Annotated in this window: 16 protein-coding genes; 8 read left to right on the top strand and 8 right to left on the bottom strand. The window is 66.0% G+C overall.

The annotated features are described in order from the left end of the window. Window positions 1-192: 192 nt before the first annotated feature. Window positions 193-2,109 (top strand): SurA N-terminal domain-containing protein, encoded by a 1,917-nt coding sequence (locus AC07PE_RS12490; RefSeq protein ID WP_498764736.1) that lies wholly within the window; start codon window positions 193-195, stop codon window positions 2,107-2,109. 76 nt (window positions 2,110-2,185) lie between these two features. Next, window positions 2,186-2,617, top strand: a complete 432-nt coding sequence (locus AC07PE_RS12485) for a GNAT family N-acetyltransferase (RefSeq protein WP_498764733.1) — start codon at window positions 2,186-2,188, stop codon at window positions 2,615-2,617. Here AC07PE_RS12485 and mnmH read toward each other — a convergent pair. Beyond that, window positions 2,599-3,660 (bottom strand): tRNA 2-selenouridine(34) synthase MnmH, encoded by a 1,062-nt coding sequence (mnmH, locus tag AC07PE_RS12480; RefSeq protein WP_498764731.1) that lies wholly within the window; start codon window positions 3,658-3,660, stop codon window positions 2,599-2,601. The genes AC07PE_RS12485 and mnmH overlap by 19 nt on opposite strands. A gap of 3 nt (window positions 3,661-3,663) precedes the next feature. Then, window positions 3,664-4,302: an arylesterase gene (locus AC07PE_RS12475; protein WP_498764729.1), complete on the bottom strand. Its 639-nt coding sequence runs from the start codon at window positions 4,300-4,302 to the stop codon at window positions 3,664-3,666. Between AC07PE_RS12475 and AC07PE_RS12470 the strand changes: the two genes are divergently transcribed. Beyond that, window positions 4,301-5,026, top strand: a complete 726-nt coding sequence (locus AC07PE_RS12470) for an ABC transporter ATP-binding protein (protein WP_498764727.1) — start codon at window positions 4,301-4,303, stop codon at window positions 5,024-5,026. The two genes, AC07PE_RS12475 and AC07PE_RS12470, sit on opposite strands and share 2 nt — an antisense overlap. A 93-nt stretch (window positions 5,027-5,119) precedes the next feature. Here the strand turns inward: AC07PE_RS12470 and AC07PE_RS12465 are convergent, their stop codons facing one another. Beyond that, window positions 5,120-6,625: an NAD(P)H-hydrate dehydratase gene (locus tag AC07PE_RS12465; RefSeq protein ID WP_498764725.1), complete on the bottom strand. Its 1,506-nt coding sequence runs from the start codon at window positions 6,623-6,625 to the stop codon at window positions 5,120-5,122. A gap of 110 nt (window positions 6,626-6,735) precedes the next feature. Here AC07PE_RS12465 and AC07PE_RS12460 point away from each other — a divergent pair, with 110 nt between their 5' ends. Next, window positions 6,736-10,338, top strand: a complete 3,603-nt coding sequence (locus AC07PE_RS12460; protein WP_498764723.1) for a hydantoinase B/oxoprolinase family protein — start codon at window positions 6,736-6,738, stop codon at window positions 10,336-10,338. 190 nt (window positions 10,339-10,528) lie between these two features. Here the strand turns inward: AC07PE_RS12460 and AC07PE_RS12455 are convergent, their stop codons facing one another. Both AC07PE_RS12455 and AC07PE_RS12450 read right to left on the bottom strand, forming a co-directional pair. Further along, window positions 10,529-10,789, bottom strand: a complete 261-nt coding sequence (locus tag AC07PE_RS12455) for a hypothetical protein (protein WP_498764721.1) — start codon at window positions 10,787-10,789, stop codon at window positions 10,529-10,531. Between the two features lie 105 nt (window positions 10,790-10,894). Next, complete coding sequence (locus AC07PE_RS12450) at window positions 10,895-12,532, bottom strand: tetratricopeptide repeat protein (RefSeq protein ID WP_498764719.1); 1,638 nt, start codon at window positions 12,530-12,532, stop codon at window positions 10,895-10,897. A 131-nt stretch (window positions 12,533-12,663) separates the two neighbouring features. On the opposite strand from AC07PE_RS12450, the gene purL reads away from it, so the two are divergent. After that, window positions 12,664-16,665, top strand: coding sequence for a phosphoribosylformylglycinamidine synthase (purL, locus tag AC07PE_RS12445; protein WP_498764717.1), 4,002 nt, complete (start codon window positions 12,664-12,666; stop codon window positions 16,663-16,665). A 59-nt stretch (window positions 16,666-16,724) separates the two neighbouring features. Here purL and AC07PE_RS12440 read toward each other — a convergent pair whose 3' ends face one another. Further along, on the bottom strand, window positions 16,725-17,741 hold the full coding sequence (locus AC07PE_RS12440; protein ID WP_498764715.1) for a DUF2515 family protein: 1,017 nt from the start codon (window positions 17,739-17,741) through the stop codon (window positions 16,725-16,727). A 256-nt stretch (window positions 17,742-17,997) separates the two neighbouring features. On the opposite strand from AC07PE_RS12440, the gene AC07PE_RS12435 reads away from it, so the two are divergent. The 3 genes from AC07PE_RS12435 to lpxD all read left to right on the top strand — a co-directional run bounded on the left by AC07PE_RS12435 (window position 17,998) and on the right by lpxD (window position 21,740). Then, on the top strand, window positions 17,998-19,773 hold the full coding sequence (locus tag AC07PE_RS12435; protein ID WP_498764713.1) for a glycoside hydrolase family 16 protein: 1,776 nt from the start codon (window positions 17,998-18,000) through the stop codon (window positions 19,771-19,773). Between the two features lie 179 nt (window positions 19,774-19,952). Continuing rightward, complete coding sequence (locus AC07PE_RS12430; protein ID WP_498764710.1) at window positions 19,953-20,618, top strand: PEP-CTERM sorting domain-containing protein; 666 nt, start codon at window positions 19,953-19,955, stop codon at window positions 20,616-20,618. An 81-nt stretch (window positions 20,619-20,699) separates the two neighbouring features. Beyond that, window positions 20,700-21,740, top strand: a complete 1,041-nt coding sequence (gene lpxD, locus AC07PE_RS12425; protein ID WP_498764708.1) for a UDP-3-O-(3-hydroxymyristoyl)glucosamine N-acyltransferase — start codon at window positions 20,700-20,702, stop codon at window positions 21,738-21,740. On the opposite strand, the gene AC07PE_RS12420 is transcribed toward lpxD, so the two are convergent. Both AC07PE_RS12420 and AC07PE_RS12415 read right to left on the bottom strand, forming a co-directional pair. Beyond that, the gene (locus AC07PE_RS12420; protein WP_498764706.1) at window positions 21,718-23,937 is read right to left on the bottom strand and encodes a hybrid sensor histidine kinase/response regulator; all 2,220 of its coding nucleotides are present in this window, start codon (window positions 23,935-23,937) and stop codon (window positions 21,718-21,720) included. The genes lpxD and AC07PE_RS12420 overlap by 23 nt on opposite strands. 57 nt (window positions 23,938-23,994) lie before the next feature. Then, window positions 23,995-24,774 (bottom strand): peptidylprolyl isomerase, encoded by a 780-nt coding sequence (locus tag AC07PE_RS12415; RefSeq protein WP_498764704.1) that lies wholly within the window; start codon window positions 24,772-24,774, stop codon window positions 23,995-23,997. Window positions 24,775-24,814: the final 40 nt, after the last annotated feature.

Below are 24,814 nucleotides of genomic sequence, written 5' to 3'. Positions count from 1 at the left end.
AGCGGTAGTTCAGTTGGTTAGAATACCGGCCTGTCACGCCGGGGGTCGCGGGTTCGAGCCCCGTCCGCTCCGCCAGAATGCAGCAGTTGAAACCGTCACCCTTCGGGCGACACGGCTCGAAAAAAAGGCGAACGAGGTTCGCCTTTTTTTTCGGCTTTTTGTAATCGCATTTTCAACCTTGATTGGCTGACCATGTTTGAATTTATCCGTACCCACCAGCGGCTGATGCAGTTCCTGCTGCTCCTGCTGATTCTTCCTTCGTTCGTGCTCGTCGGCGTCAGCCAGTATGAAAGCCGCGGCAGCAACGATGGCGTCGCCAGCGTCGACGGCCGCACGATCACGCAGCAGGAATGGGAATCGGCGCAACGCCGCCAGATCGAGCAGGCGCGCGCCATGATGGGCCCGCAGTTCGACCAGAAGCTGTTCGACACCCCGGAAGCGAAGCAGGAAGTCCTGGACGGCCTGGTTGCCGAGCGCGCCATCAGCGCCGAAGTCGCCCGTAACCACCTGACCGTCGGTAACGAAGGCCTGTACAAGGCGATCCAGGAACAGACCGGCATGCGCAAGCCGGACGGCAGCTTCGACCTCGACGCCTACAAGGGCTTCCTCAAGTCGCAAGGCATGACCGCCGAAGGCTTCGAGCAGCGCATCCGTTACCAGATGGCGGTGCAGCAGCTGGCCGCATCGGTGCAGGCCACCGCCTTCGCGCCGCGCTCGGTGGCGGGCCGCCTGTCAGACCTGAACGACCAGCAGCGCGAAGTGCAGGAACTGCTGTTCCCGGCCGCGAACTACGCTTCGCAGGTCAAGGTCACCGACGAGATGGTAAAGGCCTTCTACGAGAAGAACGCAGCCCTGTTCAAGGTGCCGGAAACGATCAAGGCCGAGTACGTGGTCCTGAACCCGGAAGCCGTCGAGAAGCTGGTGACGGTGAGCGACGCCGAAATCGTCGACGCCTACAACAAGAACAAGGCCCGCTTCTCCACCCCGGAAAAGCGTAGCGCCAGCCACATCCTGATCACGGCCGCCAAGGACGCCAAGCCGGCCGACGACGCCGCCGCCAAGGCCAAGGCGCAAGCCATCCTGGCCGAGGTGCAGAAGTCGCCGAACGACTTCGCCAAGATCGCCAAGGCGCAGTCGCAGGATCCGGGCTCGGCCGAGCTGGGCGGCGACCTGGGTGTGGTCGAGAAGGGCCTGTTCGACAAGCCGGTCGAGGACGCGATCTTCGCGCTCAAGGAAGGCGAGACCAGCGGCCTGGTGCGTTCGAGCTTCGGCTACCACATCGTCAAGGTGACCAAGGTCGTGCCGGCCACCCAGAAGCCGCTGGAAGAAGCGAAACCGGAAATCGCCGCGGAACTGAAGAAGACCAAGATGTCGAGCAAGTACTCGGAACTGGCAGACACCTTCACCAACACCGTGTACGAGCAGTCGGACAGCCTGAAGCCGGTGGCCGACAAGCTGGGCTTGAGCATCGAGACCGTCGACGGCCTGACCCGCACGCCGAACCCGGCGCTGGGCAAGCAGCTGCTCAACAACGACAAGTTCCTGAAAGCGATCTTCTCGCAGGACGCCATCGCCAACAAGCGCAACACCGAGGCGGTGGAAGTCGCGCCGAGCACCCTGGTGTCGGGCCGCGTGGTCGAGTTCAAGCCGGCCACCAAGCGTCCGCTGGCGGAAGTCGAAGCGGTGATCCGCCAGCGCGTGACCCAGGAAGAAGAGCTGCGCCTGGCGCGCCAGGCAGGCGAGGCCAAGCTGGCCGCCGCCAAGGCTTCCGGCGACGCCACCGGCTTCGGCGAAGTGAAGGCCGTGTCGCGCACCATGCAGCAGCCGACCATCGCCCAGCCAGCCGCCATCGCGGTCCTGAAGGCCGACGTCAGCAAGCTGCCGGCCTATGTCGGCGTCGAGCTGCCGGGCCAGGGTTATGGCGTGTACCGCATCGGCAAGGTGACCCAGCCGGCCCAGGCCGACCAGGCGCGCCGCAAGCAGGAAGCCGAGGCCATCGCCCGCGCCATGGGCAACGCCGAGCTGTATGGCTACGTCGAGGCCCTCAAGAAGAAGGCCAAGGCCAAGCTGAACGTCAAGCCGGCCGACCTGGGCGCCAAGTCCGAGTAAGCCAGTAACGATGAACAGGAAGCCCGGTATGCTTTACGCAGCCGGGCTTTTTTCATTTCCGATCGGGGAGCACAATATGGAATTTGCCTGGACCGAGTCACTGGACGACATCGATTGGCAGGAACTGTCAGAGATGATCCGCGCGGCGCCGCTCGGCCACAAGCAGCCGGACCTGCTGCGTACGGCCTTCAGCAACAGCCTGTATCGCTGCTTCGTCTACCATGAGGGGAAACTGGTCGGCTGCGGCCGCGTGCTGGGCGACGGCGTCGACGCCGCCTATCTGTGCGACGTCGCCATCCTGCCCAGCCACCAGGGCTGCGGCCTCGGCAAGGCGATCGTCGGGCGGCTGGTGGAGCTGGCGCGCGGGCACAGGAAGATCATCCTGTACGCGGTGCCCGGCAAGGAAGACTTCTATGCGCGCTTCGGCTTCCGGCGCATGACGACGGCCATGGCCATCTTCGACGATCCGGAAGCGGCGAGCGCGCGGGGTTACATCGTGGCCGACTGAAGGGCGCGCGCGGCGGCGAGGAAATCGTCCTTGCCGATGTCCGCCAGTTCGACCGTCCGGGCCTGCGGATATTGCACGAAATTGCGGTCGATCGAGCGCAGGTAGGCCGGGTCGTAATGCTCGACCAGCAGCTGGTCGACCAGCTCTGGCATGCGGCCGCTGTTGGCCATCTCGTGCCAGGCGTCGATCCTGGCGCGGCCGTGCAGCTGCACCAGGTGGTCCAGCTGGGTGTTCAGCGCGGACGGATCGGCGCAGAAGTGCTGGTAATCCTCCATCAGCAGGCGCACCCGGTTCGGGCGCGACAGGGTCAGGGCGATGCAGGGCGAGGCGCGCATGCGCTCCATGACCACCTCCGGCACGCGCAGGTTGCCGACCTTCTTGCTCTCCGATTCCACGAACACCGGCTTGGCGGGATCGAAGCGGCGCAGCTTGTCCCAGATGCGGGTCTCGAACATCTTCTGGCTCGGCTGCGGCTCGCCGGGCAGATGGCCCAGCACGGAGCCGCGGTGGGCCGCCAGGCGCTCGAGATCCAGCACCTGGGCGCCGTTCGCGTCCAGCGTCTCCAGCAGCCGGCTCTTGCCGCTGCCGGTGGTGCCGCAGATCACGCGGAACTGCATCTCCGGCGGATTTTCCAGCGCCGTGTTGACGTAGCCGCGGAAGGCCTTGTAGCCGCCGTCCAGCTGCACCACCGGCCAGCCGATCTTGGCCAGGATGTGGGCCATCGAGCCGCTGCGGTTGCCGCCGCGCCAGCAGTAGACCAGCGGCTTCCAGTCACGCGGCTTGTCGGCGAACAGGGTCTCGATATGGCGCGCGATATTGCGCGAGACCAGCGGCGCGCCGATCCGCTTCGCTTCGAAGGAGCCCACCTGCTTGTAGGTGGTGCCGACCAGGATGCGCTCCTCGTCGTTCAACACCGGGCAATTGATGGCGCCGGGGATGTGGTCGAGCGCGAACTCCGACTCGCTGCGCGCGTCGATGATGGTGTCAAATGCGTCGAGTTGGGGCAGGACGTCGTTGAAGCTGAGGACAGCAGGGTATTTCATTCTTTAGTTTTTGATGAGCGGCGCCAGTTGCGGCCAGATGTTATTGAGGATGACGGGGTGGGCGGTCGCCAGCGGATGCATGCGGTCGGCCTGGAAGTTGGTCGGCACCAGCTCCACGCCCTGCAGCATGTAGGGCACCAGCGGCACTTTCAGCTCGCTCGAGACTTCCTTGTACATGCCGGTGAAGCGTTCGGTGTAGGCGCGGCCGTAGTTCGGCGGCATGTGGATGCCGACCAGCAGGACCTTGGCCTTGCTCTTCTGCGCCAGAGCTATCATGGCGCGCAGGTTGTCTTCCGCGGACGGGATCGGCAAGCCGCGCAGGCCGTCGTTGGCGCCCAGTTCCAGCACCACCACGCTCGGCTTGTGCTGGGCCAGCAAGGCCGGCAGGCGCGAGCGGCCGCCGCTGGTGGTGTCGCCGCTGATGCTGGCGTTGACGATGCGGGCGTCCACTTTTTCCGCCTTCAGTTTCTGTTCGAGCAGGGCCACCCAGCCGCTGCCGCGCGCCAGGCCGTATTCGGCGGACAGGCTGTCGCCCACCACCAGCACGGTTTTTGGTGCAGAATAGGCGCTCCCCGAGGCGGCCAGCGCGAAGGCCGCGAGGAAGACGACAGTCCACTTTCTGATATTGAGATGAGCAAGCATGCGTGATATTCCCGAGGCTTCCAAACGTGATGCTTCATTAGCTGATGCAAAAGACCGGCACCCGGCAATCGAAGTTACCGGCCTGTCGAAGCGGGTGGCGGACGCCAGCGGCGAACTCACCATCCTGCACAGCGTCGATTTTACCGTGCAACCGGCCGAGACGCTTGCCCTCGTCGGCGCCTCCGGCTCCGGCAAGTCGACCTTGCTGGGTCTGCTCGCCGGCCTCGACACGCCTTCGAGCGGCACCGTCAAGCTCGACGGCACCGACATCTTCGCATTGGACGAGGACGGCCGCGCCGCCTTCCGCAAGGCCAAACTGGGCTTCGTGTTCCAGTCTTTCCAGCTGCTCCCGCATTTGAGCGCGCTGGAAAACGTGATGCTGCCGCTGGAACTGCGCGGCGATGCCGACGCCCGCGACAAGGCTGCGGCGATGCTGGGCCGGGTTGGGCTGGAGAGCCGCCTGCGCCACTACCCGAAATACCTGTCCGGCGGCGAGCAGCAGCGCGTGGCGCTGGCGCGGGCTTTCGTCACCGAGCCGCCGCTGCTGTTCGCGGACGAACCGACGGGCAGCCTGGACGCCGCCACCGGCGAGGCCGTGATCCAGCTGATGTTCGAGCTGAACCGGGAGCGCGGATCGACCCTGGTGCTGGTGACGCATGATCCGGCGATGGCGGCGCGTTGCGGGCGGACGCTCACCATTGCGGCTGGGCGTTTGGTTAATTAGCGATAGCAAGTGCGTGGGCACGGGGTGCCCACCCTACGTGAGCCGGTAGGGTGGGCACCCCGTGCCCACGCGCGACATTCGTACCGCCTTCGTTCAAACACCGTTTGAAGCGGCCTCCGCAACAAGCGCATTGAACACGGCCCGCATCGCTTTGGGCAGCTCGCCGGCCGTCAATCCGATCGGCCCGCTCCCATCCTCGACAAGCCAGTCAGCCGCCGCGCCGTGCATCCACACGGCCCCCAGGGCCGCCTCCCATGCCGGCCAGCCCTGAGCCAGCAGTGCCCCGCAAAAACCCGCCAGCACGTCGCCGCTGCCGCCGGTCGCCAATCCCGGATTGCCGCTGGTGTTCACCGCCACGAAGCCATCCGGGCGCGCGATCACGCTGCCGGCGCCCTTCAGCACCACCACGCTGTTGAAACGCATCGCCAGCTCGCGGGCGTTTTCGAGCCGGTCGGCCTGCACGATGGGCGCGGTAACGCCAAGCAGGCGCGCCGCTTCCAGCGGATGCGGCGTCAGCACGACCTCGCCCCCATGCGCAGCCAGGCGCTCGTGCAGTTCCGCGCGCACGGCAGTCAGGTTCAGCGCATCGGCATCGGCCACCAGCGGACCGCGCGCCTCCAGCACCTTGCCGAACAGGTGGATGGCGGCATCCGCATTGCCCATGCCCGGACCGGCCACCACGCTGCGGCCCGCGTGGTCCATGCCGGCGGCCTCGCGGAACATGATCTCCGGCTGCAGCGGATCGAGCGTCATGCCCGGGTCCAGCATGGCGGCGAACACCCGGCCCGCGCCGCCGTGCAGGGATGCGCGCGCGGCCAGTACCGCGGCCCCGGCCATGCCGCGGGCGCCGCCCAGCACCACGAGATCGCCGAAGCTGCCCTTGTGCGAATTGCGCCGGCGCGGCGCCAGGCGCTCCGCGAACAGCGCCGGGCCGTTGAGCACGGCCTGGGCGCTTTCCTGGTGCAGGCCGTCGGCGCCCAGCATGGCCACGTGGACCTCGCCGGCATGGTCGCAGCCGTCGCCGGTATGCAGGCCCGGTTTGTTGCCGAGGAAGGTGATCGTGTGCGTGGCCGTCACCGCCGCGCCGTCCGGGCCGAGGATGGCGCCGGTATCCGCATCCAGCCCGCTCGGCACGTCGAGCGCCAGCAACGGGCAATCCACGCCCGCCGTCCACGCCGCCAGCTCGCGTGCGCGTCCCGCCAGCGGGCGCGCGAGGCCTATGCCGAACAGGGCGTCGACCACCAGGCGCCAGGGCCGGCCGGCGGGAATCTCGTCGACGAAGCGCGCTCCAGCATCGACGGCCCGCTGCAGCGCGCGTGCGGCCTCGAAGCTGGGCGCGGCCTGGCTTGCAAGGTGCAGCACCTCGACGTCGGCGCCTGCACGCGCCAGGTGGGCCGCGAGCTCGAGGCCGTCGCCGCCGTTGTTGCCGGGGCCGGCCAGCACCAGCACGGCGCCGGCCGCTTCGCCGCCGAGCAGCTCGAGGGCATAGTCGAAGGCCGCCTGGCCGGCGCGCTCCATCAAGGTGCCCGGCGCGAGCCTGGCCTGGGCCGCTCCTTCGATGGCGCGGATCTGGTCGCAGCTGTAGAGCAGGGTGTCCATGGTGGCTCCGGAAGAAGACGATGACCTGCATTGTCGCCAAAATCGCTGCGCCAGGCGAGACCCGACTACAATAAGCCTCGTTTCCCGATTGGCAAATGGATGGAGAGTACATGGATTGGCAGTTCTGGATCGACCGTGGCGGCACCTTCACCGACATCGTGGCGCGCCGCCCCGATGGCGCCCTCGTCACCCACAAGCTGCTGTCCGAAAATCCCGAGCAGTACCGCGACGCCGCCGTGGCCGGCATCCGCCACCTGCTGGGCCTCGCTGCCGGCGAGCCGGTGCCGCAAGGCGCGATCGAGGCCGTCAAGATGGGCACGACGGTCGCCACCAATGCGCTGCTGGAGCGCAAGGGCGAGCCGACGGTGCTCGCCATCACCCGCGGCTTTCGCGATGCCCTGCGCATCGCTTACCAGAACCGGCCGCGCCTGTTCGACCGTCACATCGTGCTGCCCGAGCTGCTGTACCGCCGCGTGATCGAGATCGACGAGCGCATCGGCGCCCACGGCGAGGTGGCGCAGGCGCTGGACGAGGAGGGCGCGCGCCGCAGCCTGCAGGAGGCCTACGATGCGGGCCTGCGCAGCCTGGCCATCGTCTTCATGCATGGCTACCGCCACACGCGGCACGAGGCGGCGGTGGCGCGCATCGCGGGCGAGATCGGCTTCACGCAAATCTCGGTATCGCACAAGGTCAGCCCGCTCATGAAACTGGTGGCGCGCGGCGACACCACCGTGGTCGACGCCTATTTGTCGCCCATCCTGCGCCGCTACGTCGACCAGGTGGCGGGCGAGCTGCCGGGCGTGAATCTGCAGTTCATGCAATCCAGCGGCGGCCTGACCGACGCGCGCACCTTCCAGGGCAAGGACAGCATCCTGTCCGGCCCCGCCGGCGGCATCGTCGGCATGGTGCGCTCCAGCCTCCTGGCCGGCTTCGAGCGCGTGATCGGCTTCGACATGGGCGGCACCTCGACCGATGTCTCGCACTATGCCGGCGAATTCGAGCGAGTCTTCGAAACCCAGGTCGCTGGCGTGCGCATGCGCGCGCCCATGATGAGCATCCACACGGTGGCGGCCGGCGGCGGCTCCATCCTGCACTTCGACGGCAGCCGCTACCGCGTCGGCCCGGACAGCGCCGGCGCCAACCCCGGCCCGGCCAGCTACCGCCGCGGCGGGCCGCTGACGGTCACCGACTGTAACCTCATGCTGGGGAAGATCCAGCCTGCGCATTTTCCGCGCCTGTTCGGCCCCGGTGCCGATCAGCCGCTCGACCTCGATGTGGTGCGCGCAGGCTTCGGTGCGCTGGCGACCGAGATCGGCGCCGCCACTGGTTCCATGCCGGCGCCGGAAGCCGTGGCCGAAGGCTTCATTCAGATCGCGGTCGGGAACATGGCGAATGCGATCAAGCAGATCTCGGTGCAGCGCGGCCATGATGTAACCGGCTACACACTTACCAGTTTCGGCGGCGCCGGCGGCCAGCACGCCTGCCTGGTGGCGGACGCGCTGGGCATGAAGACGGTGTTCATCCACTCGCTGGCCGGCGTGCTGTCGGCCTACGGCATGGGCTTGGCGGACCAGAGCGCGATGCGCGAACGCGCGGTGGAGAAGCGGCTGGCGGAGATCGGCGAAGACCAGCTGGCGGCCGAGCTGGACGAACTGGGCGCGACGGCGCGTGAAGAGCTGCTGGCGCAGGGCGTGGCGAGCGAGCGTATCGAGCTGCTGCGCCGCGTGCACCTGCGCTATGAAGGCACCGATTCCGCGATCGTTGTCGGCCTCGGCACGCACGCGGCCATGCAGCAAGCCTTCGAGGATGCCTACCGTCGGCGCTTTTCCTTCCTCATGCCGGGTAAGGCACTGGTGGTCGAAGCCTTGTCGGTCGAGGCACTGGGCCGTTCCGATGCGCCGCCCGAGACGGCGCGTCCGGTGGCGGCTGGCGGCGCTGTTCCAACCGCGCACGAGACGGTGCGGATGTTCGCCGGCGGAGAGTGGCGCGACACGGCGGTCTACCTGCGCGCTGGCCTGAGGCCGGGTGATCTCGTGAAGGGCCCGGCCATCATCGCCGAAGCGAATGCGACCACCGTGGTCGAAGCGGGCTGGCAGGCCGAGGTCACGGCTTACGATCACCTGGTGCTGCGCCGTGTGGAAGCCCTGCCGGAGCGGCATGCGATCGGCACCAGCGCGGATCCGGTGATGCTGGAGGTCTTCAACAACCTCTTCATGTCGATCGCCGAGCAGATGGGCCTGCGCCTGCAGAACACCGCCTACTCGGTCAACATCAAGGAGCGCCTCGACTTCAGCTGCGCCATTTTCGACCATGAAGGCAACCTGGTCGCCAATGCGCCGCACATGCCGGTGCACCTGGGCTCGATGGGCGAGAGCATCAAGGCCGTGATGCGCAAGAACGCCGGTCAGATGAAAGCCGGTGACGTGTATGTGCTGAACGACCCCTACAATGGCGGCACCCATTTGCCCGATGTGACGGTCATCTCGCCGGTGTTCGACGAAGCGGGCAAGGAGATCCTCTTCTACGTCGGCTCGCGCGGGCACCACGCCGACATCGGCGGCACCACGCCGGGTTCGATGCCGCCCGATTCCTGCCACATCGAGGAAGAGGGCGTCCTGATCGACAATTTCAAACTGGTCGATGGTGCCGATGGCGTACTGCGCGAAGAGGAAACGCGGGCGATGCTGGCCGCCGCGCGCTGGCCGGCCCGCAATCCGGACCAGAACCTGGCCGATTTGCGCGCGCAGGTGGCGGCCAACCAGAAGGGCGTCGACGAGCTGCGCCGCATGGTCGCCTACTACGGCTTGGATGTGGTGCGCGCCTACATGGGCCACGTGCAGGACAATGCCGAGGAAGCGGTGCGGCGCGTGATCGCGGTGCTGAAGGATGGTGCGTACAGCTATGAGCTCGACAACGGCGCGCGCATCGAAGTGGCGATCCGTGTCGATGCTGCGAACCGCAGCGCCGAGATCGACTTCAGCGGCACCTCTGATCAGCTGCCGAACAACTTCAACGCGCCCTCGGCGGTGTGCATGGCGGCCGTGCTGTACGTGTTCCGCACCCTGGTCGACGACGAGATCCCGCTGAACGCCGGTTGCCTCAAGCCGCTGAAGGTCATCATCCCGCCGGGATCGATGCTGAACCCGCACTATCCGGCCTCGGTCGTGTCGGGCAATGTCGAGACCTCGACCTGCATCACCAACGCGCTCTACGGCGCGCTGGGCGTGATGGCGGCCGCGCAGGGGACCATGAACAACTTCACCTTCGGCAATGCGCGTTACCAGTACTACGAGACGATTTCCGGCGGCTCCGGTGCGGGCGAGGGCTTCGACGGGACCGACGTGGTGCAGACGAACATGACCAATTCACGGCTGACCGATCCGGAGATTCTCGAATTCCGCTTCCCGGTTCGGCTGGAGAGCTACGAGATCCGCGCCGGTTCGGGCGGGGCGGGGCGCTGGCATGGTGGGAATGGTGGGGTGCGCAAAGTGCGCTTCCTTGAACCGATGACAGCGGCGATCTTGTCGAACAACCGGATTTTCGCGCCTTTCGGGATGGCCGGCGGGGAGCCTGCCGCAAAAGGGCGGAACCTGGTCGTGCGTGCGGATGGCAGCGTTGAGGAGCTGGGGCATATCGGTAAGGTCGATATGCAGCCGGGCGATGTGTTCGTGGTAGAGACGCCGGGTGGGGGCGGGTATGGCGACGAGAATTAAGCTGATCGTTTGAACTTGTAAATTGGCCGAAGGTCAAAAATTCTGGGTTTTAATTCTTGTCGCTGATAGTCGTTTGGCGAGGTGCCGACAAATGCCCCGAGCTATCCGAAATGAGCACGTGTCGAGTGGCAAAGGCATCGCCTATTGGCGGGAGCGATGGCTACACGAGGATGACTTGATAAATCACCGGCTAACTTGGCTGTTGGTTGCGCAAACGATACTTTTTGCCGGATGCGCGCCGCTTCTTGATCTCCTCTTTGACAGCGAAAAGAAGCTCAAGGGATGTAACAGAGAGATTGTGCTGTTCATCGTTCAATCCGTTTTTCCATGGGTCGGTTTCGGAATAGCGGTAAGTATCGGCGTCGGCATAGCAGGGGCGATTATTGCCATGTGCTTTATTCATCATTATGCGAATAAAGAGCGCGGAAACACGTTTGAATATGGCGTTCACTGGCTTCCTTCAATCTTAGGTCAGCTCGCTGGCGGCTTCCTACCGGTCCTTTTTGCAGTCACGTGGTACTCCCTCATCGGGGTCTTCAGTAAATTCTCCTAGCAATCAAGTCGAAATACCATACTTCCGTTTCGCCCCCAAAAACTCCTCATCCAGCGCCTGCAAGCGCGGATGCCCCGGATCCAGCGCCCGGATATGCTCGAGCTGCTCCTCGCACAGCCCCGCCAGCGGATGATCCCAGCCCATCTCCATGATCTGCCGGAGGATGCCGCCGACCACCGCAATCATCACCGCCAGATTCCCCGGCGCCATGTGCAGGGCCTCCAGCAGGGTCTGCACGGCGCCGCGGACGTCGCCCATGTTGCGCTTCTCGTCGGCCACGCCGAGCAGGATGTGGGCCTGAGCGCGCAACTGCTTGCCCATGCCGTCGGCGAGGTCGGGGCGGCCGGCTTTCACGAACACGTTCATCGCCTGCTGGGCGGTGACGCCGCCGTCCTGGCCGTTCATGGCGGTCAGCATGACTTCCGACGCTTCCTCGTCCATGCGGTGTTCCAGCAGCGAGCGCGTGAGGCCCACTTTCAGCCCCGGCGATAAAGCGCTGCCCGCCCTCACCGCCGTCACGGCGCTGCGCAGGTCGGACACCGCGCCGGCCCGGTTGCCGTTGGCTTCCTGCAGCAGCGCGTTCGAGATCGCCATGCAGGCATCGACTTCTGGCGTGCCGCGCAGAGAACGTTCCAGATCGCGCATGACGCCGGCCGCGGACACCGGGTCGCCCTTGCGCACCAGCGCCTTGACCAGGTTGACGTGGTCTTCGGGATTGCGGAATTCGGAATAACGCGAGCGCGTCACCACCTGCTTGAAGGATTTCTCGGCGGCGGCGACGTCGCCGGTTTCGAGCGCGACTTCGCCCAGCTTGCGCAGGCGCCGCACCATATGCGGCGAGATGCCGACCGCTTCCTCGAGCGTCTTCTGGGCCTGCGCGTGCTCGCCGCGCTCTTCATGGCAGCGCGCCAGCAGGTCGTAGGCGGCCATCAGGCGCGGGTTGTCGCGCACCAGCTGTTCCAGCAGCTCGACCGCTTCGGCAAGACGGCCCTGCGCGAACAGGCTGCGCGCCAGTCCCAGTCTGGCCCAGCCCAGCGGGCGCGCGGCGATCAGCTGGCGGTACACGGCTTCGGCCTGCTCATGCTCTTTCAGCGAGGCGTGCAGCTCGGCGCGCAGGCGGGCGAAATCGACGGCGTAGCGCGGCTGGGCCGTGGTGGCGTCGGTGCAGGTGCGGATCGCCGCTTGCGGGTTGCCCTGTGCGACCTGCTGGTAGGCCGGCAGCATCGCGGTGCGGCGCGCCAACGCGCGCTGGATGCGCTGGTTCAGGGCGTCGGCGGTGAAGGGCTTGAGGATGTATTCGGTGGGCTGTAGCTCTGCCGCGCTGATCACCTTGTCGTGCGCGGCCTCCGAGGTCAGCATGATGAAGATGGCCCAGGGCGGGATCAGCTTGTGGTGGCGCAGGTCTTCCAGCAGCTGCTGGCCGTCCTGGCCTTCGCTGCCGCTGCCGGAGCCGCCGCCGAGATCGTACTCGCAGAGGATCACGTCGTAGCCCTTGCGGGCCAGTTGCTTGACGGCCGTCCCGGCATTCACGGCATACTCGACGCGTGAGATGCCGGACTGGTTGAGCATGTTTTGCAGGTTGGCGCGGATACCGGGGTTCGGATCGACCACCAATACGCTCAGTTGGCTATTTTCTTGCATGACGCTAAGATACCTATTCCTTGCCGCTCCGGCAACCATTCCAGAACGGTAAAGCGAGGGGATGGGTGAGGCTGTATAATAGCGGGCTATCTTCCACCCGCAGCCACGCTGCATCAACCGACTTTCAAGCCATGTTGATTCTGCCGGGTTCCAATGCCCTCTCTGCATTCCGTAGCCAACGTCTCCTGACCCAACTGCAGTCCGTCGCGCCGACGATCGCTGCCGTGCAGGCCCGTTTTTACCATTTCATCGATACCAGCGCGCCCCTGTCCGTTGAGGACACCGAGCGGCTGAGTGCCATGCTCACCTACGGCGAGCCTGTGCCGGAAACGCAGTACGAGGGCGTGACCGAGGAGTATTTCGTGATCCCGCGCCTGGGCACCATCTCGCCCTGGGCCTCGAAGGCAACCGACATCGCGCACAACTGCGGCATGGCCCACGTCCACCGCATCGAGCGCGGCGTGGCCTACACGGTGGTGCTGAAGAGCGGCATCCTCGGCACCGGATTCGGCGCGCCGAAAAAGCTGGGTGCGGAAGAAGCCCAGCTGGTGGCTGGCCTGCTGCACGACCGTATGACGGAAACCGTGCTGCGCAGCGCCGACGAAGCCCAGGCCCTGTTCACCGAACTCGAAGGCCGTCCGCTGGAAGCCGTCGACGTGCTGGCCAAGGGCAGGGTGGCGCTGGAAGAAGCCAACCGCGAGATGGGCCTCGCGCTGGCGGAAGACGAGATCGACTACCTGCTCGACGCCTTCACCCGTGTGCAGCGCAACCCGACCGACGTCGAACTGATGATGTTCGCCCAGGCCAACAGCGAACACTGCCGCCACAAGATCTTCAACGCCGAGTGGACCATCGACGGCGTCAAGCAGGACAAGTCGCTGTTCCAGATGATCAAGAACACCCACCAGCTGCAGCCGAAAGGCACCGTGGTGGCATACAGCGACAACTCGGCCATCATGGTCGGTGCGGAAGCGATGCGCTTCTTCCCGCAGGGCGATGCACAGGAATACCAGCCCACGACGCAGCTGACCCACACGTTGATGAAGGTCGAGACGCACAACCACCCGACCGCGATATCTCCATTCCCGGGCGCCTCCACCGGCGCCGGCGGCGAGATCCGCGACGAGGGCGCGACCGGCCGCGGCGCCAAGCCGAAGGCAGGCCTGACCGGCTTCACGGTCTCGAACCTGTCGATCCCGGGCTTCGAACAGCCTTGGGAAAGCCCGGCCTACGGCAAGCCCGAACGCATCGCCTCGCCGCTGCAGATCATGGTCGACGGCCCGCTGGGCGGCGCCGCCTTCAATAACGAATTCGGCCGTCCGAACCTGGGCGGCTACTTCCGCACCTACGAGCAGAACGTCGGCCACACGGCGCTGGGCGCGAACACCGTGTTCGGCTACCACAAGCCGATCATGATCGCGGGCGGCATCGGCAACATCTCGGACGCGCACACGCACAAGAACGACATCCCGGTCGGCAGCCTGCTGATCCAGCTGGGCGGTCCCGGCATGCGCATCGGCATGGCCGGCGCGGCGGCATCCTCGATGGCGACCGGCACCAACACCGCCGACCTGGACTTCGACTCGGTCCAGCGCGGCAATCCGGAGATGGAACGGCGCGCACAGGAAGTCATCAACTCCTGCTGGCAGCTGGGCGACGCCAATCCGATCATCTCGATCCACGACGTCGGCGCCGGCGGCATCTCGAATGCGTTCCCGGAAATCACCAACGACGCCAAGCGCGGCGCGACCTTCGACCTGCGCAAGGTGCCGCTGGAAGAAAGCGGCATGTCTCCGCGCGAGATCTGGAGTAACGAATCGCAGGAGCGCTACGTGCTGGCGATCTCCCCCGAGGACCTGCCGCGCTTCGCCGCCATCTGCGAGCGCGAGCGCTGCCTGTTCGCCGCCGTCGGCGTCGCTACTGAGGAGCGCCAGCTGCGCCTGATCGACCCGCTGACGAACACCAGCCCGGTCGACATGCCGATGGACGTCCTGCTCGGCAAACCGCCGAAGATGCAGCGCGACGTGACCCACGTGCAGAACAGCTTCCAGCCGGTCGACGTGACCGGCCTGGAACTGGAAGAAGTGGCGCGCCGCGTGCTGCTTCTGCCGACCGTGGCCGACAAGTCCTTCCTGATCACCATCGGCGACCGCACCGTGGGCGGCATGAGCGTGCGCGACCAGATGGTCGGCCCGTGGCAGGTGCCGGTGGCCGACTGCGCCGTCACCACCCTGAGCTTCGAAGGCTACAAGGGCGAGGCGATGGCGATGGGCGAACGCACCCCGGTGGCCGTGATCGACGCCGCCGCCTCGGGCCGCATGGCCGTCGGCGAGGCGATCACCAACATCGCCGCCGCACCGATCGCCAGCATCGAAGACATCAAGCTGTCGGCCAACTGGATGGCGGCCTGCGGCCAGCCTGGCCAGGACGCCGCGCTGTTCGACACCGTGAAGGCGGTCGGCATGGAACTGTGCCCGGCGCTGGGCATCTCGATTCCGGTCGGTAAGGATTCGCTGTCGATGCGCACCACCTGGAACGATGGCGGCGAATCGAAAGCCGTGATCTCGCCGGTATCGCTGATCGTCTCTTCGTTCGCGCCGGTGACGGACGTGCGCAAGACGCTCACGCCGCAGCTGCGCACGGATCTGGGCGACAGCTCGCTGATCCTGATCGACCTGGGCCGCGGCAAGAACCGCCTCGGCGCATCGGTGCTGGCGCAGGTGACGAACCAGGTCGGCAACGACACCCCGGACCTCGACAACCCGCAGGACCTGAAAGCCTTCTTCGCTGCCATCCAGCAGCTGAATGCGGACGGCAAACTGCTGGCCTACCACGACCGTTCCGACGGCGGCCTGTACGCGGCGCTGTGCGAAATGGCCTTTGCGGGCCGCGCCGGCGTGTCGGTGAATCTCGACATCCTGACGATGGAAGGCGAGCACGCCTCCGACCATGGCGACGCCAAGAACTGGACCGCGCAAGTGGGCGAACGCCGCAACGAGATGACCCTGCGCGCGCTGTTCAACGAAGAGCTGGGCGCCGTGATTCAGGTGCGCCACGACCAGCGCAGCGAAGTGATGAACGTGCTGCGCTCCTTCGACCTGGGCGCCTGCAGCCACATCATCGGCAAGGTGAATGACCGCGGCGTGATCGAATTCACGCGCGACACGAAGGTCATCTACAGCAAGCGCCGCAGCGAACTGCACCGCCTGTGGAGCGAGACCAGCTGGCGCATCGCGCGCCTGCGCGACAACCCGGAATGCGTCGACCAAGAATACGAGCGCCTGCTGGACGAGCAGGACCCGGGCTTCGCGCCCAAGCTCGTCCACGACACCAGCGTGAACATCGCGGCGCCATTCATCGCAACCGGCGCGCGTCCACGCGTGGCGATCCTGCGCGAGCAGGGCGTCAACTCGCACATCGAGACCGCCTGGGCGATGGACCAGGCAGGCTTCCAGGCCGTCGACGTGCACATGAGCGACCTGATCGCCGGCCGTGCATCACTGCAGGAGTTCAAAGGCCTGATCGCAGTGGGCGGCTTCTCGTACGGCGACGTGCTGGGCGCGGGCGAGGGCTGGGCCAAGACCATCCTGTTCAACGCAGCTTTGAAGGAGCAGTTCGCCGCCTTCTTCGGCCGCGCTGACACCTTCGGCATGGGCGTCTGCAACGGCTGCCAGATGATGAGCAACCTGAAGTCCATCATCCCGGGCGCCGAGGCCTGGCCGAAGTTCACCCGCAACAAGTCGGAACAGTTCGAAGCCCGCTTCGGCATGGTCGAGGTGCTGGATTCGCCGTCGATCTTCTTCGCGGATCTGGCGGGCACCCACGCGCCGCTGGCGATCGCGCACGGCGAAGGCTTTGCGGACTTCTCGCAGACCGGCGACCTGTCGAAAGCGATCGGCGCGCTGCGTTACATCGACAACCGCGGCGCCGCGACCGAGCAGTACCCGTTCAACCCGAACGGTTCGCCGGGTGGCCTGACCGCGGTGACGACGCCGGACGGCCGATTCACGGTCATGATGCCGCACGCCGAGCGCGTGGCACGTACCGTGACCATGTCCTGGCATCCGGATGGCTGGGGCGAGAATTCGCCTTGGGCGCGCATGTTCCAGAATGCGCGGAAGTGGGTGGGTTGATTTGATGCTTACGTGATGCGTCACGAAAAAGCGCTCGGTTTTCCGGGCGCTTTTTTTTCTCAGGCGATGACCGCGCCGGTGGAAATCGCACGCATCGATTCCTCGACCTGCGCACCCCCCGGACCCTTGACCAAGGCATCGAGCCTGTCGGCCGCCTCGAACACAAAAGGCATGCGCTCCGCCGGATCCCAAAGCCTCGCATACCGGTCCTTCGAAAACACGGTCGTGGTACCAGCCCGCGCCGGACACTTCGCCGACAGATTCAGCCTGATCTCCTCATAATCCCCCGAAGGAAAATCGATTGCCCAAGCCAGCTGGTTCCAGTCCAGCAGCAGCTGCATTACCTGCGAGTCATACATGATCCTCTGCAGCACATTCACCTGCTCATGCTGGGCCAGGGTCCGTACGCTCTCCGCAATCTGCCCGCGTTCGATCTGCGTAAAGGCCAGCGGCACCTCGGGGAATGGCGCGGCGAAGGCGAGGGTGCTGCGGTCGACTTCCCAGCGCACCGCGTAGCGCGCCTTCTGGCGCTCGGGCAGGCAGGCCATGAACTCGTCGAAGCCGCGCTCCATGTAGAAGCGGTGCAGCGGATAGATGTCGAGGAAGACGTGGGCGTTGCCGTGGCCGAGGCGGCGGGCCAGGCTGGCGCTGCCCATCTCGGTGGCCAGCTGCTTGAAGGTGGCGCCGTACTGCACGCCCGGCGCCGAGCCCTGGCCCAGCGTGCGCTCGATGTGCTCGCGTTCCTGGCGTTGGGCGTCGACGATGTCGGCGGTGTGGAGCAGGCCGCAGCCGACCTGTTTCGACGCGAAGGCCGCCAGTCCGGCCCACTGGAAGCGGCGGTCGGCCAGCCACAGGCGGGCGTAGGCGGCGTTGATGCGGCGGTTGCGTTCGCGGTCGTCGGCGATCCAGCGGCCGTCGAATTTCAGCAGCTCTTCGGCTTCGACCTGGAAGCTGGCCCACAGGCGTTCCGCGCTCAGGGTCTCGCCCTCGGGCGTCACGCCGCCAAGCCGAATGCCGTGGTAGTCGTTGGGGGCGAAGGACGGTTTGTCTGAGCCAGGCGCGTGGCGATCGTTCATGTTTGCTCCTTGTCGAGGCCGCCTGACAATCTAGTCGAACCACCGCCATCAGCAGTTTGATCTGGCTCAATCCCACGCGCACGATTCGATTTGACGTCGACCAAGCTCAGGTATATATTTTTCCGAATCGCTCTGGAAACGTTTCCATACTCATCTTCCGCACGAATCATTCGAGACCAGCACAGAAGCTGGCAGGGCGCGGGCAGCCATCACGGCCAGTCCGCATTTTCTTAGCAGAGAAAAACGAGGAGTCGAAGTGAAGAACGATAAGCAAAATCATCACGGAAATTGGAAACCTTTCCACGCATTTGCGGCAGGGCTGCTGTTCGCTTGCGGCGCCCAGGCCACGGCCAGCGTCACCAGTCCCGCCATCGGCCAGCTGATCTGGTCGGAAGAATTCAACGGCGCCACCCTGAACACGGCAACCTGGACCGCCACCGACGGCAACGGCTGCCAGATCAACCTGTGCGGCTACGGCAACGCCGAGCTCGAGTACTACAGCCCCAACAATCTCTCCATCGCCGACGTGCCCTTCGAGCCGGGCACGCGCGCGCTGGCGATCAAGGCCCAGCGCCAGACCATCGGCAGCAATGTTTTTACGTCCGGCAAAATCGACACCAAGAACAAGGTGCAGGTGCAGTACGGGATGATCGAAGTCCGCATGTCCACGCCCAATGTCGCTACCGGCTTGTGGCCGGCCGCATGGATGCTGGGCACGAGTCCGCAGACCTGGCCGCGCAACGGCGAGATCGACATCATGGAGCAGGGCCACAAGTCGAGCTCGTGGCAGCCGGCCGGCGCGTCGTCGCCGAATAACTTCGTCGGCTCGAACGTCATCACCTGGCAGCAGGCCGCATGCGTCCCGGGCAACGAGAGCTGCGCCGCCTCGACCGCCTGGCAGACCAAGAGCTACGTGGTGACGCCGACCTCGCTGGCCAACCGTTTCGTGAAATACCGCCTGTACTGGACGGAAAGCGAGATGCGCTTCACCATCATCGACAATGGCGTCGAGCGCGACATGTACAACGCGCCGCTGCCGGTCAATTCGACGGCCCTGCAATCGCCGTTCTACCTGCTGCTGAACCTGGCCGTCGGCGGCAATTTCACCGACGCAGCCACCTCCGCGCAAGTGACGGCGCCGTTGCCGGGAACCATGTACGTCGACTATGTGCGCGTCTACCAGCTCGACGGCAAAGGCTCGGTGAAGCTGGGCAACCAGACGGTGCCCGAGGTCGCCGGCAAGTTCGGCGTCTTCACCGATAACACCGTGACCAACAACAAGCTGGTGGCCGGCACCAGTTCCGACATCTTCCTGTGGAATGGCGCGTCCAGTGGAGCCGGCAATACGCCCCCGTACGAAGGCGGCAATGTGATCGCCTGGGCCTATACGGCGCCGGGTCAGTGGTGGGGCGGCGGCGTGCAGTCGCGCCAGGCCCGTGACCTGACCAATTTCCGTAACGGGTCACTGAAATTCCGCATCAAGATTCCGGCCAACGTGTCCTTCAACATCGGCGTCGGCGATACCTACACGAACCAGAACTGGGTCAACTTCCCGGCCAATACCACGGCCTACGGACTGGTGCGCAATGGCGACTGGGCGCAAGGCACGATTCCGGTCTCGACCCTGATCGGGCCCAAGGTGGCGCTGCAGTCGCTGCTGGACGTCTTCATGATCTCGAGCGATGCCAATAACCTGCCGGCCTCGACGTTCCAGTTCGCGATCGACGACATCGTCTACGACTCCGGCACGGGCGGCACGACGACCCCGCCGCCGTCCGGCCCGACCTCCGTGACGCAAACCTCAAGCACCACGCTGCAGTTCAACACCACTACCGGCAGCTGGGCCGACGTCCACTACACCGTCAACAACGGCACGCAGCAGAACGTGCGCATGCGGCTGGACGGCACCACCAATAGCTACACCGCGGGCGGCCTGAAGATCGGCGACGTGGTGAACTACAGCTTCACCTACTGGGACACGGCGCGCAACTTTGCCGTCGATACCGCCCAGCAGAGCTACACGATGAAGTAAGTCCGCGATTCCCGGCCCGTCCCCGACTGGCCGGGAATTGTCGGTAAAGTTGACATTTGCTTAAGCTGTCTGGCATCAGCTTGGCGCCAAGTGCTTGAAAACAAAGCGAAGCCAGGCCTTGGCACCGAACTTGCAAGACCTCGTCTGTTACGCCACCCAACCGACAGACAAGGACAAACATGAAAACCACGCTCGTTCGCGCCATGATCGCAGGCTGCCTTGGTTTCGCCGGCATGAGCCAGGCTCTGGCGACGCCGATTACGTCGACGTCCTCGCTGTCGGCAGGCGGCTTGGCCTTCGACAGTTTCGGCTGCGTGGTCAGCAAGGGCGGCTTCTCGGCCAAGCCGGCCAATTGCGGCCAGATCGACGTCGCTGCCGGCGCCGGCAGTCTCGACTTCACGAGCCAGTTCAAGGCAACGTCCCTCAGCTTCGACAATGTCCTGCTGAACTATCGCGTGAGCGCCGGCGGCAAGGGCATCAGCGCGGTCCAGCTCGATTTTGACGGCAGCTTCTTCGGCGTTTCCGTGGCTTCCGTGACCGAAACGATCCGCGATGCCACGGGCAAGGTCGTCGGCCGCCTGACGGTCAGCTGCTCGCTGCTGGTCTGCGATCAGCAGGATCCGGCTTACGGCTGGTTCGACATCCCGCTGGACGGCGTCTACGACGTGCTCTACGTGACCAAGGCGATCAATGTCTCGGCCGCAGTCGGTTCAGCCACGATTACCCAGGTACGCCAGGGCTTCACGCTGGCAGCCGAGGTGCCCGAGCCCGGTTCGCTGGCCCTGTTGTCGCTGGGGCTGCTTGGCGCCGGGGCCGCAAGCAGGCGCCGGCACGGCAGGCTCTGAGCGTCCGCAAGCCCCGAGCTCGAACCGGGCTCGCGGCCCTGCTGTCCAAACCTTGCATGGACAAACGCGGAGGTCGACGGCATGGGAATGCGCTTGGGCGAACTCGTCGAGCGTTTCGGCGGACAATTACATGGCGATCCGGACCTCGAGATCGGCGGCATCGCGCCGCTCGAGCGTGCCGGCCCGGCGGATATCAGCTTCCTCGGCAACGGGAAGCTGCGCGCCCAGGCGGCGCACAGCCGTGCGGGTGCGCTGATCCTGTCGCCGCTGGACGAACCGGAGGTGGCGGCGAGCTATGAAGGCGCGCGCATCGTCACTGCCAACCCTTACGCCTACTTTGCACGCACCGCGCAGTTCCTGCTGCCTTTCGTGGCGCCGCCGCCCGGCATCCACCCGTCGGCCGCCGTGCACGCGAGCGCGCAGGTTGACCCGTCGGCCACCATCGGCCCCCACGTCACGGTGGAGGAGGGCGCGCTGATCAAGGCCGGTACCGTGATCGATGCGGGCTGCTTAATCGGCCGCGAGGCGGTGGTGGGCGAGCATACCCACTTCTTCGCCAACGCCAGCTTCCTGGAACGCTGCGTGATCGGCGCGCGCGGCATCGTCCATTCCGGCGCCGTGATCGGCAGCGACGGCTTCGGCTTTGCGGTGGACGAGGGCGTCTACATCAAGATTCCGCAAACCGGCCGCGTAGTGATCGGCGACGACGTTGACATCGGCGCCGGCACGACCGTCGACCGCGGCGCAATGGACGACACCGTCATCGAGGATGGTGTCAAGCTCGACAACCAGATCCAGATCGGCCACAACTGCCGCATCGGCGCGCACACGGCGATGGCCGGCTGCGTCGGCGTGGCCGGCAGCGCCATCATCGGCAAATACTGCACCTTCGGCGGCGCAGCCATGGTGAACGGCCACATCACGATCGCCGACCACGTGCACATCACGGCTGGCACGCTGGTGTCGAACTCGATTGCCGAGCCCGGCCGCTATACGGGCTTCTATCCGATCGCGCCGAACGCGGAGTGGGAACGCAGTGCGGCGCTGGTGCGCAACCTGTCTACGCTGCGCGCCAAGATACGGGCGCTGGAGAAGGCGCTCAAGGCGCTGGAGGGGCGCTGAGGGGCGAAGCGGCGAGTTCGGTGGCGCGCAACAGATCGTCGAGCGAGGCCGGCTTGGTCAGGTGCAGGTCGAAACCCGCCTGCTTCGCCCGTTCGATGTCGGCTTCCTGGCCGTAGCCCGAAAGGGCGACCAGGCGCAGGGCGGGGCCGTGCTGGCGGCGCAGCAGAAGCGCGAGCGCGTAGCCATCCATGTCCGGCAGGCCGATGTCGAGGATGGCGACCGCCGGCAGCTCGGTCGAAAACGCCGTGCGGGCGGCAGCCAGGGCCCGGGCCGCGTTGTGGGCGACGGTTACCGTGTGGCCCAGCTGGCGCAGCAGGCTGGCGGTGCCGGCGGCGGCATCTTCGTTGTCGTCGACCAGCAGGATGGCGCAGGCGCCTTGATCGGCCGCCGGTTCGGCGGAGGCTGCCCGGGCGGGCGCGGCGCCGAGCGGCAGCACTACCTCGAAACGGCTGCCGCGGCCCGCGCCCTCGCTTTCGGCGCTGACGCCGCCGCCGTGGAGCTCGACGATCTTGCGCACGATCGCGAGCCCCAGGCCGAGGCCGCCGGTGCGCCGCGCCAGTTGCTGCGGCGCCTGGTAGAAGGGTTCGAAGATGCGCGACAGCAGGGCCGCATCCATGCCGATGCCATTGTCCTGCACCGAGAGCCGCGCCAGGCCGGCGGCTTCGTCGTTGATAAGGGAGACGCGGGTGGCGGTGCTGCCGAAGCGGGCGGCGTTCGACAGCAGGTTGTTCAGCACCTGGACCAGGCGGCTGTCGTCGCCCTGGATCCAGACGGCGTCCGGCGCCTCCAGGCTCAGGGCGTGGCCGGGCAGGGCGGCGACGGCATGGCGCACGGTCTCGGCCAGGTTGAGCGGGCGTAGCTCCAGCTGCAGCTTGCCGGAGGCGATGCGCGATACGTCCAGCAGATCGTCGACCAGGCGTTTCAAGTGCGTGACCTGACGCCGCATGATGGCGCGCTCGCGCCGCGCGCCGGGCTCGTCGCGCATGTCCATCAAGTCCAGAGAGGCGACAATCGGGCTGAGGGGATTGCGCAGTTCGTGGCCCAGCACGGCCAGGAATTCGTCCTTGGCCTGGCCGGCTTCGCGCGCCTGTTCGAGCGCCTGTTCCAGCGAGGCCAGCAGGCGCGAACGCTCCTCCTCGCGGCGCGCGCGCTGGCGGCCCGCGGCTTCGAGCGCGCGGCCCATGCGGCCGAGTTCGCGGATGCGGGCTTGCGGCACGCTGACGGGCCGTCCGGCGCCGAGCGCCGCCGCGGCGCGTCGCAGGCCATTGAAGGCGCCGACGATGCGGTTGGACAGCCAGTAGGCCAGGGCGATGCAGATGGCCAGCGAGAAGGCGACGCCGGCAGCGTAGACCGAGATCCCTTCGAAGAAGCCGGCGCGCAGGGCGGCCATCGGCGTGTTGGTGACGACAGTCCAGCCGTAGCGGGACATGCTGGTGAAGGCGGTTGCCACCAGGTCGCCTTCCTTGGTGAGCGTCGGGCCGGCTCCTTCGAGGCCGTTCTTGCTCATGAGCTCGCGCAGGGCCGGCGTAATCGGCTGGGTAACGAAGCGTTCCTGGTTTTTCGAACGCGCGACGATGTGGCCGGAGGCGTCGATCACGGCGATCAGGGAGTCGGCGGACGCCTGCTGGCGCGCGATGACGCGCAGGATGCGGTCCGGCTTGACCACGGCGCTCAGCACGAAGGCATGGCCGCGGGCATCCGTGACGGGGATGCGGACCGGGACGGCGGGGCGTCCACCCTTGCCGCGGACAATGCGGCCGACCACGGCGCGGTGCAGGCTGAGGGCGCGCTGGAGGCTGTCCAGGTCGGCCACGGGAGGCGCCTCGGCGCCGTAGGGTACATTGGTGCGGAACAGGATCTTGCCGTCCTGGTCGGCCAGGAACACGCCCAGCCATTCCGGCTGTGTCCTGGCCTGCGCAACGGCGATGTCGTAGAAGGCGCGCACGTCACCCGTCAGCATCGCCTGGTTCTGCGCCATGGTCGACAGTGCTGCAACCGAGGAGTCGAGTTCGGCGTCGACCGCGCTGGACAGGGCGCGCGCCATGTCCAGCAAGGCGCGTTCCTGCTCGCGCTGGCGGTATTCGCTGGCCACGTGAATGCTCCAGATGCCCAGCAGGGCGAGCGGCAGCAGGCCGATCGCCGTCAGCAGGACGAGCAGGTGGCGGAGCGGCAGCGTACGGCCGCGGCGAGGAGACATGGCGGATTCAAAAAAAAGCGCTCCAACAGGAGCGCTTTCTTGGTCAGGAAGATCCGATTACTGGATCTTGGCCTTGGCCATCAGCTGTTCGCGGAAGGCTGCCAGCTTGCGCTGCTGCAGCTGTTCTGCGACCTGCTGCTTGACTTCTTCCAGCGGCGGGATCTTCGCTGCGCGGGTGTCGTCCAGCTTGATCACGTGGTAGCCGTACTGGGTCTTCACCGGGGTCTCGGTGATCGCGCCTTTTTGCAGCGAGGTCATGGCCTTCGAGAACTCAGGCACGAAGGAGGCCGGGTTTGCCCAGTCCAGGTCGCCGCCATTGTTGGCCGAGCCCGGGTCTTTCGACTGCTTGGCCAGCTCTTCGAACTTGGCGCCGCCCTTCAGCTTGGCGATGATGGCCTTGGCTTCGTCTTCGGTAGCCACCAGGATGTGGCGGGCGTGGTATTCCTTGTCGCCGACCTGGGACTTGAACTTGTTGTACTCGGCGGTGATGTCCGCGTCCTTGACCGGGTTCTTCTTGATGTAGTCGGCCAGCATCGCATTGATGATGATGCTCTGGCGGGCATTGTCGATCGCGTTCTTGACTTCCGGACGGGTGCCGATGCCTTGCTTGTCGGCTTCCTGGATCAGGACTTCGCGGCCGATCAGGTCTTTCTTGATCGCATCGCGCAGTTGCGGCGAATCGGTGGCCTTGCCCTGGGCGACGACTTGCTTGACGACCTGGTCGACCTTGGCCGCGGGGATGGGCTTGCCATTGACGGTCGCGACGTTTTGTGCGAACGACGGCAGGACTACCATCGCGGTCATGGCTAACAACAGGCGGGCTGGCTTCACAATCATTTATTCGATCCTATCTAAACACAAAAGTCGCAAGGCGACG

This window comes from Telluria sp. GW821-FHT07G12 (assembly GCF_059418525.1).
Note: the sequence above shows the minus strand (reverse complement) of the source record. Positions and strands in the feature narration are given on the sequence as shown.

Excerpts from the sequence above, each read along its gene's own strand:
- AC07PE_RS12490 (WP_498764736.1), top strand. The coding sequence starts at position 193 with ATGTTTGAATTTATCCGTACCCACCAGCGGCTGATGCAGTTCCTGCTG.
- AC07PE_RS12485 (WP_498764733.1), top strand. The coding sequence starts at position 2,186 with ATGGAATTTGCCTGGACCGAGTCACTGGACGACATCGATTGGCAGGAA.
- mnmH (WP_498764731.1), bottom strand. The coding sequence starts at position 3,660 with ATGAAATACCCTGCTGTCCTCAGCTTCAACGACGTCCTGCCCCAACTC.
- AC07PE_RS12470 (WP_498764727.1), top strand. The coding sequence starts at position 4,301 with ATGCGTGATATTCCCGAGGCTTCCAAACGTGATGCTTCATTAGCTGAT.
- AC07PE_RS12475 (WP_498764729.1), bottom strand. The coding sequence starts at position 4,302 with ATGCTTGCTCATCTCAATATCAGAAAGTGGACTGTCGTCTTCCTCGCG.
- AC07PE_RS12465 (WP_498764725.1), bottom strand. The coding sequence starts at position 6,625 with ATGGACACCCTGCTCTACAGCTGCGACCAGATCCGCGCCATCGAAGGA.
- AC07PE_RS12460 (WP_498764723.1), top strand. The coding sequence starts at position 6,736 with ATGGATTGGCAGTTCTGGATCGACCGTGGCGGCACCTTCACCGACATC.
- AC07PE_RS12450 (WP_498764719.1), bottom strand. The coding sequence starts at position 12,532 with ATGCAAGAAAATAGCCAACTGAGCGTATTGGTGGTCGATCCGAACCCC.
- purL (WP_498764717.1), top strand. The coding sequence starts at position 12,664 with ATGTTGATTCTGCCGGGTTCCAATGCCCTCTCTGCATTCCGTAGCCAA.
- AC07PE_RS12440 (WP_498764715.1), bottom strand. The coding sequence starts at position 17,741 with ATGAACGATCGCCACGCGCCTGGCTCAGACAAACCGTCCTTCGCCCCC.
- AC07PE_RS12430 (WP_498764710.1), top strand. The coding sequence starts at position 19,953 with ATGAAAACCACGCTCGTTCGCGCCATGATCGCAGGCTGCCTTGGTTTC.
- lpxD (WP_498764708.1), top strand. The coding sequence starts at position 20,700 with ATGGGAATGCGCTTGGGCGAACTCGTCGAGCGTTTCGGCGGACAATTA.
- AC07PE_RS12420 (WP_498764706.1), bottom strand. The coding sequence starts at position 23,937 with ATGTCTCCTCGCCGCGGCCGTACGCTGCCGCTCCGCCACCTGCTCGTC.
- AC07PE_RS12415 (WP_498764704.1), bottom strand. The coding sequence starts at position 24,774 with ATGATTGTGAAGCCAGCCCGCCTGTTGTTAGCCATGACCGCGATGGTA.